This window comes from Cecembia calidifontis (genome assembly GCF_004216715.1).
GTDB lineage: Bacteria > Bacteroidota > Bacteroidia > Cytophagales > Cyclobacteriaceae > Cecembia_A > Cecembia_A calidifontis.
In genome coordinates this window covers 2173053-2189059 of sequence record NZ_SGXG01000001.1, presented here as the reverse complement: position 1 = coordinate 2189059, position 16007 = coordinate 2173053, and the positions used below count along the sequence as shown (strand labels likewise).

Sequence of the window (16007 nt, the reverse complement as noted above, 5' to 3'; positions counted from 1 at the left end):
AATCAACTAAAACTGCTTGCATTTTAAATTTTATTCTGTAAATTTATTTCATAATTTAAATATTCATATTATGAAAGGCTTTTACCTTATAAAGTTACAACTTAACCTTTTAAAGGTATTTTTTATGATTAACTTTTGTATGGTTTTTATTTTTACTTCATTTGCTCAAAACGGTGTTATTATTAGTGGCCCGACTGAAGTTTGCCCCAACAATACCTCACCTATTCCCGGTGGTCCAAGTGGACACCATTACAGTGCTGAATTTCGACAGTTTGGGTCTGTGGTTAATTGTAGTTGGTGGCAATGGTGGGTTATTGATGATGGATTTGTTATAGCGGGAGGCCAAGGAAATAATTTTAATTATAATTTCTTAGATGTTGGTCAATACACAGTCCAATTTACCGCAAGTGGTTGTGGCCTAAATGGTCCAACTAATTTTACAAAAACTATTAACATCAACGTTTCAGTTAAAATGCCAAATCCAATAACAGGCCCAAATTTAATTTGCAGCCCTGGCCAAACTTTGTCATTTGAAAGCTATCCTGGACTTGACATGAGTGACCCAGCTTGTGTTTACCATTATGAGTACTATTGGACTGCGCCAGCCGGTTGGAGCATTAATGGAGGTGGAGATACATTTTTTGGACATGGTAATACAGCAGAAATTACTCCTCCGGCAAATACTCCAAACGGCACCTATAATATTTCAATCCAAGCAACTATACCCAAACCCCAAAGTACAGCACCTCCTCCTAATAATTCATTTCTTAGTGAGCCAAGAAACTATAGTATAACAATTGGCCCGTTTAATTCCTCGGTAGTTCAGGTACAAGGTGCAGTTCAGATATGTAATGGCAATGCTTATACTTACACAGCTAACGTTCCACAGGGACACCAAAATAATTATTCATACAGTTGGGCTTATCCTTCGGGATGGATAGTTCAAAACACCTCCCAGAATACGATTCGACTTTTTGTTCCATCAAATAACAATTCTTATGGCCCTGTACGGGTATCAGTAAATAATGGGTGTGGTCCTTCCCAATTGACAGGAATCACAACTTTCCCTGGTATGAACTGCAACTTTATGATGGCGGAGAATTTCAAAATATATCCCAATCCTTCGGATGGAGAATTAAATGTGGAATATGACTGGTCTAATGTAATTAAATCAGACATTGAATTCAAGGATTTAAAAGCTGAAAATTTACCTGAGTTTTTAATAGAAATTTTTGACATAGACCAAAAAATAGTAAAAGAAGAAATTTCCAAATCAGGAAAAATCCGAATGGAAACATATAATTTTAAATCAGGCACCTATTTTCTTCATATTCACTTTGGCAATGAAATTTTAAGAAAACAGATCAAGATAAAGTAACTGCATGATTTCTACAACTAATTATAGCTTAATCTAGTATGAAAATTTTAAAAAATATCTCGTCGCTTTTTATTTTGTTTGTAATTTCCGGTTTTTCAAACCATGTAGCTGCCCAGGAAGAGGCTGAAGTTTTTACAGCCAAGAATGTAGTTTATGCGGAACTATTGGGAAATGCAGGTTTATATGCTGTGAATTATGGCAGGATTTTTTATCAAAAAGACAAGTTAAAACTAATGGGAGGCTTAGGTTTTTCAATGATACCCCTGAAAGGTTTTGAACCCTTTTACCCTAATTTCTGGTCACCTGTGATCCCTGTCGAATTCTCGGCTTTCTGGGGAAAGTCACGGCATCATTTGGAATTAGGGATAGGTAGTTATGTTTTTCAGAATCGTAAATATTGGTTTGATCCAGAATTTCCTCCGACATATATACGGGAAATAGTACATTGGGACACATCTGTAACTATGAGGATCGGCTATAGGTATCAAAAACCTGAAGGAGGATTTTTTTTCAGGGCAGGATATACTCCCAGGGTTGATTTTACGAGCTTCGAATTTGCACAAGAAACAGTTCAATTTGTTCCATTCAGTGTAGGGATCAGCTTTGGAAAAAGTTTTTGAGGGATAAGATCTTTGTGAATTAATTCTACTTACCCGCGTTCCTAAATTCCTTGGTGTGTACCAGTTGGCTCTCATGACCTGAAAAATTTAAAAAGCAAAAATTAAAATAAAAACAAACAAGATAACCTAATGTTTTAAACTATAAATTAAATGTGCCATTCTTAATGTCTTAAAATCTTTTATCTCGATAAAATTCCAAACGGTAATTCATTTTTTAAAATGTATTCACCACTAAATATTATTTTTTCTTTAAGAAAAGCGTATCGATGAAAATTAACTCCAAAATCAACTAAAAGTACTTGCATTTTAAATTTTTATTCTTTATACTTGTTTAAAATTCAAATATACATATTATGAAAGGGTTCAACCTTATAAAGTTATATCTTAACCTTTTAAAGGTATTTTTTATGATTAACTTTTGTATGGTTTTTATTTTTACTTCATTTGCTCAAAACGGTGTTATTATTAGTGGTCCGACTGAAGTTTGCCCCAACAATACCTCACCTATTCCCGGTGGTCCAAGTGGACACCATTACAGTGCTGAATTTCGACAGTTTGGGTCTGTGGTTAATTGTTTTATGTGGCAATGGTGGGTTATAGATGATGGATTTGCTATTGCTGGTGGTAATGGTAATAGTTTTAATTATAATTTCTTAGATGTTGGCCAATACACAGTACAATTCACTGGTTCAGGCTGTAGTATATTTGGAACTGTTACTGGAACAATTAATGTTAATTCTTCAGTTAAAATGCCAAATCCAATAACAGGCCCAAATTTAATTTGCAGCCCTGGCCAAACTTTGTCATTTGAAAGCTATCCTGGACTTGACATGAGTGACCCAGCTTGTGTTTACCATTATGAGTACTATTGGACTGCGCCAGCCGGTTGGAGCATTAACGGAGGTGGAGATACATTTTTTGGACATGGTAATACGGCAGAAATTACTCCTCCGGCAAATACTCCAAACGGCACCTATAACATTTCAATCCAAGCAACTATACCCAAACCCCAAAGTACAGCACCTCCTCCTAATAATTCATTTCTTAGTGACCCAAGAAACTATAGTATCACAATTGGCCCGTTTAATTCCTCGGTAGTTCAGGTACAAGGTGCAGTTCAGATATGTAATGGTAATGCTTATACTTACACAGCTAACGTTCCACAGGGACACCAAAGTAATTATTCATACAGTTGGACTTATCCTTCGGGGTGGATAGTTCAAAACACCTCCCAGAATACGATTCGACTTTTTGTTCCATCAAATAACAATTCTTACGGTCCTGTACGGGTATCAGTAAATAACGGGTGTGGTCCTTCCCAATTGACAGGAATCACAACTTTCCCTGGTATGAACTGCAACTTTATGATGGCGGAGAATTTCAAAATATATCCCAATCCTTCGGATGGAGAATTAAATGTGGAATATGACTGGTCTGATGTAATTAAATCAGACATTGAATTCAAGGATTTAAAAGCTGAAAATTTACCTGAGTTTTTAATAGAAATTTTTGACATAGACCAAAAAATAGTAAAAGAAGAAATTTCCAAATCAGGAAAAATCCGAATGGAAACATATAATTTTAAACCAGGCACCTATTTTCTTCATATTCACTTTGGCAATGAAATTTTAAGAAAACAGATTAAAATAAACTAACCTATAGATTTCTATTAGTCATAAAACCATTTCTATCATGAGAATCTCAAATAAAATCTCGCTACTGTTAATTCTACTTTTTACATGTGGTGTCATAAACCAAGTATCAGCACAGGAAAAGGCTGATGTAATTACAGCCAAGAATTCAATTTATGCGGAACTTGGTGGAAACGGATTTTTATACAGCATCAATTATAGCCGCATTTTTAATCAAAAAGGTGCATATAAATTTTCGGGAAGTGCAGGTTTCTCGTATGTCAAACAAGTTACTACTACACACTGGACGCCTCTCATTCCAATCGAAGCTAGCGTTCTTTTGGGAAAAACAAGCCACCATCTTGAACTAGGAACAGGCACTTCCTTGTTCACTGCACAAAGCATAAGCCTTGATAATGAAACTAATACCCTTCAGGAAAATGTTTCTTTTAATTCATTAATCTTCTTCAGGCTTGGATATCGGTACCAAAAACCGGAAGGAGGATTCTTTTTCCGCATTGGTTATACACCAGGTTTCAATCTTAATTTGGATGTAAGCCCTCCACCTGTTTTCTTTCCTCTTTGGGGTGGGATCAGTTTGGGTAAAAGTTTTTGAAGGGAAATTGACTGGACTTCGGACTACCTTGAGCATCACGTCCTGATTTTTCTTGACACTTTTTGTTCTTTTCCCAAAATAATTCAACCCCTTTAGGGTTGGGATGATCAAAAATTAACATCACCTTCAACCACCTGGTTTACCTGGGGCTATTACACTAATGGGATTAAATCCCTTTCGGGGTTTCAATCTCAACATCTTAGAAAATTAACTTAATGTCACCAATTAAATCTCAATTGTTCCCAAATCCCAATTCGAAATCCAAAATTACTTGGTACATGGTACTTAGTACTTCGTACTGTTGATTCTTGTCTCTTGCTTCTTGCTTCTTTATTCTTGTCTTTAAAGTCTCTCTTCTCGTCTCTCGTCTCTCGCTTCTCCCCTCAATCCTTCTTATAATCCTTCTCCCCTGCCCTTATGGGGATCTCCAAAATATTTTCTCTGGGAGGCAATGGACAAGCGTAATCGGGATTATAGGCACAATAGGGGTTATAGGCCATATTAAAGTCAATGGTAATGCTGTTTTTGCCATCCTGCCGCAGATTGATATACCTTCCACCTCCATAGGTCTCCTCTCCGCTGGTGTCATCAGCAAAGGCCAGGAAAAAATTCCTTTTATCGGATTCTTTGGCTGCCTGCAATAACAATAGCCGCAGGGGTTGACCATTTAACTGAAATTCGGCATAAGAGTGCTTGAGGTATTTTTCAACAGTACCATCCGTCATAGGAATTTCGAGCATCCTCCTGTCTTCTGCAGGAACCATCTTGGCCCTCACCCTGTAAGACATATCAATGGGATAAAAACTCAAAGAAGTCAGCTCACTTTTTTGATGGTCCTCTAAGGGGGAATCCAGGTTGAACTTCAGAAACCTAAACTGCCTTTCCCGCTCTTTTTGAATGTTTTCTACATAAATCTCTTCATCGGTGGACCTGGTCAAAGTGTACCAGAATGCCAGCCCCACCACTACGAAAATACCAATAATTAAAATATTTCTTTTTTGCATGACTATATCAAACCTTCATCTGAAAAGCTAAAATAGGCAACATCTGTGAAAATGATATGATCCAAGACGGACACATCCAAATTTTCACCTGCATCTTTCAACTTCTTGGTCAAACGACGGTCCTGCTCGGAAGGTTTAAGGTTACCGGAAGGATGGTTGTGCACCAAAATAATGGCGTTGGCAAGGGCATCCAGCGCATGCTTGAAAATGATCTTGGGATCTGCTACCGTACCACTGGTTCCTCCCCTGCTGATCAGCTGCTTTTTGATCACCTGGTTGTTTCTGTTAAGCAATATGATATAAAAATGCTCGATCGGTTCATCCATCAGATCGGGCTTCATCAATTGATACACATCGGCAGAAGAGCCGATTTTGAATCTTTTGGGCAAATCATTGATCAATTTCCTTCTTCTTCCCAACTCAAGTGCAGAGACTATGGTGATCGCTTTGGCCTCTCCAATTCCCTTGAATTTCATCAAGTCAGACACTCCCATTTTTGCAAGTTGCGAAAGGTCATGGTTGACCGAAGTCAAAATATGCTTGCCCAGATCGACTGCACTGAGGGATTTTGTCCCAGATCCCAGTAAGATGGCCAAAAGTTCCGCATCCGAAAGGGCTGACTTCCCCTTGAGCAGAAGCTTTTCTCTGGGCCGGTCTTCTTCGGCAAGCTGAGAAATTTTGATAGAAAGATAATCTTCCATAAAAGTCGGCGTTAAAAAGCTACATGATCCATTGAAAAGCCTGATTATATGGACATATCAGGTCAGACCTAAAAATACCAGATGTCCAAAAACAAAAAAAGTCCTGACCACACGGTCAGGACTACTTAATCGGATAATATTCAAATTAAGCCAAAGAATTAACCAATTTGGTCAATTTTGACTTCTTGTTGGCTGCATTGTTTTTATGAATGATATTCTTCTTCGCAAGCTTATCAATCATAGATGTAACAGTTTTCAACAACTCCTGAGCTTCCGCCTTGTCAGTGATACTCTTCAATCTTTTGATGAAGGTCCTCGTTGTCTTGTGCTGATATCTGTTTCTCAAACGCTTGGCTTCGTTTGCACGGATTCTTTTAAGTGCCGATTTGTGATTTGCCATATCTTATATACTTAAATTCTTTGATTTACGCCCCAATTCTAAACGGAGTGCAAATGTAATACTTTAATTTTGAAACACAAAAGGATTTTCAGACAAAACCTCGTTTAGCCCGGAAATCTTCATAATTTTTTGATTACCGCCGTAAGCGCACAAAGGTAAGATAATTTTGTTTTAAAATTAGAAGCACGCTTATTATTTTTAATGTATGAAAAACTTTTTGTCCATTATTCTGTTGTGCTTTTTTATTCCGGCAGAAACCAAAGGATGGGGATTTTTTGCCCACAGGAAAATCAACAGGCAGGCAGTGTACTCCCTGCCCCCGGAAATGATCGGCTTTTTTAAGCAGCACATCGGTTACATCACTGAAAATGCCGTTAACCCTGACAGGCGGCGCTATGCAGTATTGGGAGAAGCCGAAAAACATTACATAGATGCAGATGCTTACGGCGACAGTGCGGTTTTTAAACTTCCCAGGTATTGGCATCAGGCATTGGAAATTTTCCCGGAAGAAGAACTGCGCAGCAAAGGCATTGGACCATGGAATGTGTACCTCACCCAACTTTCCTTGACAGAAGCATTCAAAAGAAAAGACATCAATTCCATTCTTCGGCTTTCCGCAGATCTTGGCCACTATATAGGTGACATGAATGTTCCCCTACATACTACCAAAAATTACAATGGACAACTGACCAATCAATATGGCATCCATGGTTTTTGGGAAAGTAGGATACCAGAACTGTTGGCCGAAGAATACGACTTCTTCGTAGGGAAAGCGGATTATCTGGAAAGGCCTCAGTATGCCATTTGGGATGCGGTAACACAAGCGCATATGGCACTGGATTCTGTATTACATTTTGAGAGGCTATTGAGCAGCCGCTTTACTGAGGATAAAAAATACAGTTATGAGGAAAGGGGAGGTATCAATACACAGGTCTATTCGAAAGAATTCACCAAAGCCTATCATGAGATGCTGGATGGCCAAGTAGAAAGACAGATGAAAAGGGCCATTAAAATGGTCGCCGACTTCTGGTACACCGCTTGGATCAATGCCGGACAACCTGACCTTAATGCACTGGTCAATATTCAGACGGAACTGCCCGAGGAAAAATTCGATTATTCCAAACCATTGGATGTACGGGAACACGATGACCTGGCAGACGGGCAATCCTCCTCTTCATTGAGAAAGGCATTTCTAACCGCCATTTGGAGACCCGGATTATAAATTAGGCCAAGACGCTTTCTGATGACCTTAGATAAGCCCGGATGGCAGCTCCTAATTTTTCAAAAGTGTTTCTGAAAATGGATTCGTCTTCCTCCAGCAGCGTCACCCTGAAACCCCTCAAATCAGAACAGAAAGAAGAAATCGGCACAACACAAATATGGGCAGATGCCAATAAATAATACACGAACCTCTTGTCCAAGGGCATAGCCGGATCCTGCTGCAGCCAGCCTTCCATTAATGACTTCACCTTAAGATCGGACAATGGAAGACTTTGGTCAGGCTTTAGGTAATCAGGATCAAACACGATGGTATTGTAGAATGCCCCCTTGGTCGGATTGAATTTAATACCTGGCACATCCCCCAAAATCTCCTCCATAATCCTGCTCCTTCGTCCTATTTTCTCGTTCTCGGCATTCCTGTAATCAAAATACTGTGGATGGCTCATGATTCTGGGAATAGAGAGCTGGGGAAGAATGGTAGAGCACACTTCGATCATCTTGGCATTTTCCAAAGTCTGCACCAGCTTGCTGAATTCCTTGGAAGCATTCCTGTTGTAAAACTCCATCCAGCCACACCTTGCTCCTGGCCAAGGAAATTCCTTGGAAATTCCCTTCAAAGATATGGCAGGAAGATCCCCGATAACCTCAGCTAAAGCCACAGCTTTTACGCCATTGTAAGTGATATTCTGGTAAATTTCATCTGCTATCAACAACAGATTGAATTCCCTCGCAATCTTGACAAAACCCTCCAACACTTCTTTTGGATAGACCATTCCCGTTGGGTTATCGGGATTGATGATCAAAATCCCTACAACGGAAGGATTGTATTTGACCTTATTATACAGGTCCTCCATATCCGGCAGCCATTGATTGTCCGGATCCAAATTGTAGGTAATAGGTGCAGTATTGGCATGAGCAGCCTCTGCCGAACTGTGTGTACTATAGGCGGGAGAAGGTCCTATGATCCTGGCAGTAGGAATCAAAAACTGGTATAACTTGGCAATGGCATCTCCCAAACCGTTGAAAAACAACACATCCTCCTCCGTAATCTGAGCCCCTCCTTTGCGGTTGTTCAATTCAGCCAAAAACTTCCGGGTTTCCAAAACCCCTTTGGAGTCAGCATACCCATAACTTTTATCTTGCGTAACAAGATCGGAAACTATGGCCTTCATCCACTGTGGCACCTTGTTGTTTTTCTGGATGGGGTCACCGATATTCTCCCAGGTAATCCGGTATCCCAATGCTTCTATTTGACGGGCTTTTTTGACTATGCCACGGATTTCATAATTCAATTCTTCCGCTCCGGGTCTCAACAACAGGTTTCTCATAGTGCTTGCATGGATATGACTTAACAAATAAACAAAAAAGCATGCGTATGATTGAAATTTTTGCCGGTAAGTTTGACCAACAAAAATATTATTTTTCCACCTATATGAATTGAGGCCATTTTTTACAAAGCCCGCCTTCCAAGTGTGGGTTTAATCTTTAAATTTACGATAAGTTTGCAAGTAAAAAATTTACCCCAATTAACCCTCAAGTCATGTCAGCGCATAATGTAACCGAGCAGGCAAAGGATTATTTGATTGAACTGCTCAGCCACCAGGCTGAATCCGATTCCATGAATTGGTTGAAAAGCCAATGCAAAGAAATCAATAATAGCGCTAAAGCCATGAAGCTTTTCCTCGCTTTTGGTAAGGCCTCAAAATATTTTGATAAATCGACTTTAAGGTTAAACCATGCGCAGGCAAAGGAAGCTGAAAAGATTAGAAAGGGTTTTACTCCTTCCGCCTGGGACAAATTGCAGACCGCAAGAACGGTTTTGATTTTGTCTTTTCCACAGCAGGATGAAGGGCTCTGGTTCAAAACCATGAACCAATTGTTTGAAACCGGAGACATGCAGGAACTCAAAAGCCTTTATGCTGCCCTGCCTATCTATCCCTTTCAGGACAAATTGACCGACAGGGCCATTGAGGGACTGAGGACCAATATGACATTGGTGTTTGATGCGGTTGCACTGGACAATCCCTATCCATCCGAATATTTCGATGAAAGAGCATGGAATCAGATGTTGCTTAAGGCCGTATTTATGCAAAGGCCTCTATTTTTGATCCAAAATGCGGACCAACGTAGCAATGAAAACCTGGCCAGCATCCTGATTGATTTTGCCCATGAAAAATGGGCAGCAGGCCGTAATGTGATGCCGGAATTATGGAGATATGTAGCCCCTTTTCTCGATGATTCAAGACTTAAGGATATCGAAAAAGTATTGAACAGTGCCGATATGCTTGAAAAACAGGCTGCATTGTTGGCATGTCATCAATCTTCCTTCCCAAAAGCAAAAGCATATCTCTCAAAGTACCCTGCAATCCAAAAGGATATCGAGGCAGGAATTATCAACTGGGAATCTATTGGGAAAAGCTTTGCGGAAACCCTGATCAAAAATTAAAATACTCAAACCTAAGGGCGCTGAATCAATGCCTTATTATAAAACAATAAACCTTGAAAACAATGGAAATGTACATAGATCCTCACCTTCATGCAGTATCCCGCACCACGGATGATTATGAAGCCATGAGAAAAGCGGGAGTAGTGGCGATTATTGAACCTGCTTTTTGGTTGGGCCAACCCAGGACAGAAGTAGGCAGTTTCAAAGATTATTTCAGCACCTTGGTAGGCTGGGAGCGATTCCGGGCCAAACAGTTTGGCATCGTCCATTATTGTACCATTGGATTGAATTCCAAAGAAGCCAACAATGAGGCGCTCGCGGAAGAAGTCATGGAATTGTTGCCTTTGTATGCCACCAAAGAAGGAGTAGTGGCCATAGGTGAAATCGGATATGACGACCAAACTGCCGCAGAAGACAAGTATTACAGGCTCCAGTTGGAGTTGGCCAAAGAGGTAGAATTGCCGGTACTTATCCATACCCCGCACAGGGACAAGAAAAAAGGCACCACAAGAAGTATGGATGTAAGCGAGGAGCATGGACTGCCTCCGCATATGGTCATCGTGGACCATAACAATGAGGAAACCGTCAAAGAAGTGTTGGACAGGGGCTATTGGGCTGCATTTACCATCTATCCCCACACCAAAATGGGCAGTAATAGGATGGTGGAGATTGTAAAAAAATATGGACCTGAGCGGATTATCGTAGATTCCGCAGCCGACTGGGGCATCAGTGACCCTCTTGCAGTTCCAAAAACAGCAGCCTTAATGCGCAAGCATGGTATCCCGGAAGAACATATAAGAATGACCTGCTACCAAAATGCACTGACCGCCTACTCCCAAAGCGGACAGATGGATGAATCGGATTGGCTGAATCCCGAACCGATTGACCAACGGCTAAAACATGCGGGCAATTCCGTATTGCGGGGAGGTCAGACGCCAAGGGTAGAAGGACCTTCAGATTATGTCGAAAACTGATCTATGGCAAACTCGAAGCTTAAAGCCTACCTTCAACTAACGAGACCTGCCAACATCATCACAGCCGTTGCTGATATTTGGGCTGGTTTTGCTGTTTCCGGTGCTGCTACACTTATACTTTCCCAATATGCCGGAAACGGTAACCTTTATGCCCTCCCCTTAATTTGGTTATCCCTCTCCACCATAGGTTTATATGGAGGTGGCGTGGCCTTCAATGATGTCTTTGACGCCCAACTGGATGCTATAGAGCGGCCGGAACGGCCCATCCCAAGCGGGAAAGTAAAAAAAAGCCATGCGGCATGGATGGCAGCCTCGCTGATTGCATTAGGGGTTTTGGCAGCTTTTCAAGTCAATATTTGGAGCGGCTTGATTGCCCTTTCGGTAGGCTTACTGGCTGTGCTTTATGACGCCTGGGGAAAACATCAGGCTATTTTTGGCCCTATCAATATGGGCCTTTGCCGGGCCGGCAATTTGCTCTTGGGCGTTTCTGTTATTCCCGAACTTTTGCCTGATTTCTGGGCATTGGGTCTGATTCCTTTGGCTTATGTTTCCGCCATCACCATGATCAGCAGAGGTGAAGTACATGGTAAAAACAAGAATGCCCTGATCGGTGGCCTTGGTATCTATATCACCATTATTGCCGTACTTCTATTCATCGCCTTTTTGGAAGGTAATGCAGGATGGAAGGTCATCCCTTTTGTAGGTTTGTTTGCCTATATGATTCTTCCTCCACTGGTCAAAGCTTTGCGCTTGCAGCAGCCCCAACTGATCGGAAAGTCCGTGAAAGCCGCTGTTATCTCTTTGATTATCCTCAATGCTTCCCTTGCTGCCAGCTTCTCCGGCTGGTGGGTGGGATTATGCATTTTGATCCTACTTCCTATTTCATTAAGATTGGCAAAAATATTTGCCGTAACTTGATGCCCCAACGCCCCGATTAAAATGACACATACAGTTCTTCAACAGGCCTTTTCAGTCCATTTCCAGTACAAGGTATGCTTTACCCATGGCCTGTTTGATCCAAAGAATAGCCTTTTGGCAGATCATCTCAGGTCAGAAAGTCCTGCCAGGATTTTTGTAGTCTTGGATCAGGGACTTACTGAAGCTCACCCTGACCTGATTTCTAAGTTGGAGGAATATTTTGATACCTACAAAAAGGATGTTTTACTTTGCGCAGCCCCGATGATAGTACCTGGGGGAGAAGCCTCCAAAAACGATGAAGACCTTGTCAGACAAATCGTAGAAGCTACACACCTGTACGGCATAGACCGGCATTCTTACATCATGGTAATAGGGGGCGGGGCGGTATTGGACATGGTGGGTTTTGCCGCTGCCATTTCCCATCGCGGTGTGAGACATATCAGAATCCCCACCACCGTTCTGTCACAGAATGACTCAGGAGTGGGCGTCAAAAACAGCATCAACTATTTCGGGAAGAAAAATTATATAGGCACCTTCGCCACTCCTTATTTGGTCATCAATGATTTTGATTTCTTAAAAACTCTGGATGATAGGGACTGGAGATCGGGTTTGGCGGAAGCCATTAAAGTTGCCCTGATCAAGGATGCGGATTTTTTCCAATGGTTGGAAAAACATGCCCTCGGTCTGGCCCAAAGAGCCATGGAACCTATGAAGGATTCTATTATCCGTTGTGCAAAGATGCATTTAGACCATATTGCCGGAAAAGATCCTTTTGAAATGGGTTCATCCAGGCCTTTGGACTTCGGCCACTGGGCTGCACATAAGCTGGAAAACCTGACCAACTTTGACTTAAGGCATGGCGAAGCGGTGGCTATAGGCATCGCTTTGGACAGTACCTACTCCTTTTTGAAAGGATGGATAGGGGAAGCCGATATAGAAAGAATATTGAAACTGATCACTGACTTGGGCTTCGATTTATTTGTGCCGGAGCTGACAGGAGACAACCTGATCAAAGGACTGGAAGAATTCAGGGAACACCTGGGCGGAAGATTGACCATCATGTTGCTCAAAGCCGTAGGAAAAGGGGAAGAAGTCCATGAAATGGACACTAACTTGATCCGAAAGGCCATCGCTTACCTTGAATCTAAGCATAAGATCACCAACCTGAACTGAGAGGCATGCTGATACAAGGACATCATCTGAGTTATTGCACCAATATCCATCCGGGAGAAACTTGGGAGGACATATTCCAAAGCCTGAAGGATTACATCCCAAAAGTCAAAGACAAATTGGGGGTAAAAGGTCCTTTCGGTATTGGGCTCAGGCTTTCCAATCAAGCCAGTGAAACATTAATTTCTCCTGATAAGCTAAAGGAATTTAAAGACTGGTTAGCCGTTCAGAATTGCTATGTTTTTACTATGAACGGATTTCCTTATGGAGATTTCCATCATGCCATAGTCAAAGACAAAGTACATGTGCCCGATTGGTCCACGACAGCCCGCAAAGATTATACAATCAGGCTTTTTCATATCCTGGAAGCTTTAACACCCACTGGGCATGAGGGAAGTATTTCCACTTCCCCCATTTCTTACCGGCATTGGTTTGAATTGGAATCGGAAAGGGATAAAGTGTTACAGACAGCTTGTGAACATTTAGCGGAAGTCACTGCAGAATTGCATCAAATCGAGCAAAAAACCCAGAAAACGCTTCACTTGGATATTGAACCCGAACCTGATGGTTTTTTGGAAAATACGGAGGAAGTCCTATGGTTTTTCAGGGATTGGTTGCTTCCAAAAGGAGGTGCATGGCTGGTGGAGAAACTGGGAATTTCCTCTGGTGCTGCAGCGCAGCTGCTGAAACACCATATCAGAATTTGCTATGATGTTTGCCATTTTGCCATTGTCTATGAAAAGGCACAGGACACCTTCCGCAAATTTCAGGAAGAAGGCATCAAAATTGGCAAAATTCAGATCTCGGCAGCCTTGAAAGTGGATATACCTAAGGATAAAAATGAAAGGCAAATCCTTCAATCCAACCTCCAACCATTGGCAGAATCCACTTACCTGCATCAGGTCATTGGAAGATATGATTCGGGCAACCTCCAATCTTACCCAGACCTTCCGGAAGCGATTGCTATTCTAGAAGAAACAGAAATGGAGGAAATGAGGATACACTTTCATGTGCCTGTTTTCTTAGCACATTACGGGAATTTTTCCTCCACCCAGGCAGACATTATCTCTGTACTGCAAGAAATCAAAAAAAATCCTGTCTGCAGCCATTTGGAAGTGGAAACTTACACCTGGGATGTATTGGATAAAGACCTTAGACAAGAACTCTCCACTTCTATCAGCAGAGAAATGGATTGGGTCATCAAAACTTTGGAAAAATGAAAAAAACAGCGGTCATCAATATTGTCGCTTTATCCTCCAGATTGATCGGAGAACATACTCCTTTTCTTAAAAAATGGATAGAAAAGCGGCAAAAGCGTTTTATTCAACCCGTATTACCGGCTGTGACCTGCTCTTCCCAATCGGTCTATCTAACAGGAAAATGGCCGGAAGAAAATGGAATTGTGGGCAACGGCTGGTACTTCAGGGATGAATGTGAAATCAAATTCTGGAGACAGTCCAACCGCTTGGTTCAGGCTCCCAAAATCTGGGACAAACTTAAAATTCAGGATCCGAATTTCACCTGTGCCAACATGTTCTGGTGGTACAATATGTATTCTACGGTGGATTATGCGGTGACACCGAGACCCCTTTACCCTGCGGATGGAAGAAAATTACCGGACATCCACAGCCAACCCATGGACTTAAGGGACAGGTTGCAGCAGGAACTGGGACAGTTTCCACTTTTCTCTTTTTGGGGACCCAATGCCAATATCGAATCCACCCAATGGATTGCGGAAGCTTCCAAAAAAGTCGACCAATGGTTCAACCCAACCTTAAACCTGATTTATTTACCCCATCTGGATTATGGTCTGCAGCGATACGGCCTGGACTTTAAAAAAATAAAGAAGGACCTCAGGGAAATAGACAGGGTGGCCGCGGATCTGATTACTTATTTTGAAAAGCAGGGAACTGAAGTGCTGCTGCTTTCTGAGTATGGCATCACTACTGTAAACAATCCTATCCATATCAACAGGATTTTGAGAAAAGAAGGCTGCATTGTAGTTAAAAATGAGCTGGGAAGAGAGACCTTGGATGCCGGTACCTGCAAGGCATTTGCAGTGGCAGACCATCAATTGGCCCATATCTATGTCAAAGACGAAGCAGACATTCCTGCTATCAAAAGCATGCTGGAAAGGGTGCCCGGAATTGAGAAAGTGCTTGATAAAGAAGGAAAACAGAAATATCACTTGGATCATCCAAGGGCCGGAGAACTGATTGCCGTAGCAGACAAAGACTCCTGGTTTACCTATTACTTCTGGCTGGATGATAACAAGGCACCGGATTATGCCCGAACGGTGGATATCCACCGCAAGCCAGGCTATGACCCTGTAGAAACTTTAGCCGATCCGGAAATCAAATTCCTAAAGGGCAAAATAGGGATGAAGCTTTTGAAAAAGAAACTTGGTTTCAGGTATTTGATGGATGTGATATCTTTGGATGCTACCCTGGTCAAAGGTTCCCATGGCCGGATTCCGGAAGACCCAATGGATTGGCCGATTTTTGTAGGGTCCGATGCCAGTGAGCAAAATTCTGGGGAAATAGCGCCTACCGAGGTATTTGATCAAATTTATAAAACGGTGATGGGTTAATAGGCTGAATTACTTTTCAGCCTTTTTCTTCATTTTCATAGCGCGGACAAAAAACAGCACTGCCCCTAGCAATAGCACCAAACCTGATATCCAAGAAGGTAGATAGACCACCTGGAAAATAAATTGGTTGAGAATTATTAAGGGAAGAAGGATAAAGAAGAAAAAATTGTGCAGTTTTTCCATAAACACGAGTCTATTAAATGATAATTCTGTCCTAATTCTCTTGTGTCTGTTTTGATTTTCTGATTTTCATAAATTCCTGAAGCCCCTGTCCTACAATGGAAATTACTAAGAGTATCATCCCCAGTAATGTCAAATGAAGCGCCTGAAATTCAAAA

At 41.5% G+C, this 16007-nt stretch carries 15 protein-coding genes; 11 read left to right on the top strand and 4 right to left on the bottom strand.

What is annotated here, in order from left to right:
* Nucleotides 1-70 precede the first annotated feature (70 nt).
* The 4 genes from BC751_RS09625 (at nt 71) to BC751_RS09610 (ending at nt 4245) form a co-directional block, all read left to right on the top strand.
* A complete protein-coding gene (locus tag BC751_RS09625; RefSeq protein WP_130275354.1) occupies nt 71-1378 on the top strand; it encodes a T9SS type A sorting domain-containing protein in 1308 nt (435 codons plus the stop codon).
* Nucleotides 1379-1416: 38 nt separating this feature from the next.
* Nucleotides 1417-1998: a hypothetical protein gene (locus tag BC751_RS09620; RefSeq protein ID WP_130275353.1), complete on the top strand. Its 582-nt coding sequence runs from the start codon at nt 1417-1419 to the stop codon at nt 1996-1998.
* A 353-nt stretch (nt 1999-2351) separates the two neighbouring features.
* Nucleotides 2352-3653, top strand: coding sequence for a T9SS type A sorting domain-containing protein (locus BC751_RS09615; protein ID WP_106566933.1), 1302 nt, complete (start codon nt 2352-2354; stop codon nt 3651-3653).
* Between the two features lie 37 nt (nt 3654-3690).
* The gene (locus BC751_RS09610) at nt 3691-4245 is read left to right on the top strand and encodes a hypothetical protein (protein ID WP_130275352.1); all 555 of its coding nucleotides are present in this window, start codon (nt 3691-3693) and stop codon (nt 4243-4245) included.
* 383 nt (nt 4246-4628) lie between these two features.
* On the opposite strand, the gene BC751_RS09605 is transcribed toward BC751_RS09610, so the two are convergent.
* From BC751_RS09605 to rpsT, 3 genes are all read right to left on the bottom strand, one after another.
* The gene (locus BC751_RS09605; RefSeq protein WP_009186473.1) at nt 4629-5249 is read right to left on the bottom strand and encodes a DUF1684 domain-containing protein; all 621 of its coding nucleotides are present in this window, start codon (nt 5247-5249) and stop codon (nt 4629-4631) included.
* A gap of 2 nt (nt 5250-5251) precedes the next feature.
* The gene (radC, locus tag BC751_RS09600; protein ID WP_130275351.1) at nt 5252-5950 is read right to left on the bottom strand and encodes a RadC family protein; all 699 of its coding nucleotides are present in this window, start codon (nt 5948-5950) and stop codon (nt 5252-5254) included.
* A 145-nt stretch (nt 5951-6095) separates the two neighbouring features.
* Entirely contained in the window at nt 6096-6350 is a 255-nt protein-coding gene (gene rpsT / locus BC751_RS09595) for a 30S ribosomal protein S20 (protein WP_130275350.1), read from the bottom strand.
* Between the two features lie 205 nt (nt 6351-6555).
* Between rpsT and BC751_RS09590 the strand changes: the two genes are divergently transcribed.
* Nucleotides 6556-7572 carry a zinc dependent phospholipase C family protein gene (locus tag BC751_RS09590; RefSeq protein WP_130275349.1) on the top strand — a complete coding sequence of 339 codons (1017 nt, stop codon included), beginning with the start codon at nt 6556-6558 and terminating at the stop codon, nt 7570-7572.
* Between the two features lies 1 nt (nt 7573).
* Here the strand turns inward: BC751_RS09590 and BC751_RS09585 are convergent, their stop codons facing one another.
* Nucleotides 7574-8899: a pyridoxal phosphate-dependent aminotransferase gene (locus tag BC751_RS09585; RefSeq protein WP_130275348.1), complete on the bottom strand. Its 1326-nt coding sequence runs from the start codon at nt 8897-8899 to the stop codon at nt 7574-7576.
* Nucleotides 8900-9111: 212 nt separating this feature from the next.
* On the opposite strand from BC751_RS09585, the gene BC751_RS09580 reads away from it, so the two are divergent.
* From BC751_RS09580 to BC751_RS09555, 6 genes are all read left to right on the top strand, one after another.
* Nucleotides 9112-10017: an EboA domain-containing protein gene (locus BC751_RS09580; protein ID WP_130275347.1), complete on the top strand. Its 906-nt coding sequence runs from the start codon at nt 9112-9114 to the stop codon at nt 10015-10017.
* Between the two features lie 62 nt (nt 10018-10079).
* Nucleotides 10080-10991: a TatD family hydrolase gene (locus tag BC751_RS09575; RefSeq protein WP_130275346.1), complete on the top strand. Its 912-nt coding sequence runs from the start codon at nt 10080-10082 to the stop codon at nt 10989-10991.
* Nucleotides 10992-10994: 3 nt separating this feature from the next.
* Nucleotides 10995-11909 carry a UbiA-like protein EboC gene (eboC, locus tag BC751_RS09570; protein WP_130275345.1) on the top strand — a complete coding sequence of 305 codons (915 nt, stop codon included), beginning with the start codon at nt 10995-10997 and terminating at the stop codon, nt 11907-11909.
* A 21-nt stretch (nt 11910-11930) separates the two neighbouring features.
* Complete coding sequence (locus tag BC751_RS09565) at nt 11931-13082, top strand: 3-dehydroquinate synthase (protein WP_130275344.1); 1152 nt, start codon at nt 11931-11933, stop codon at nt 13080-13082.
* 5 nt (nt 13083-13087) lie between these two features.
* A complete protein-coding gene (gene eboE, locus BC751_RS09560) occupies nt 13088-14299 on the top strand; it encodes a metabolite traffic protein EboE (protein ID WP_130275343.1) in 1212 nt (403 codons plus the stop codon).
* Nucleotides 14296-15669, top strand: coding sequence for an alkaline phosphatase family protein (locus BC751_RS09555; protein ID WP_130275342.1), 1374 nt, complete (start codon nt 14296-14298; stop codon nt 15667-15669). The genes eboE and BC751_RS09555 overlap by 4 nt, the downstream gene beginning before the upstream one ends.
* Nucleotides 15670-16007 lie beyond the last annotated feature (338 nt).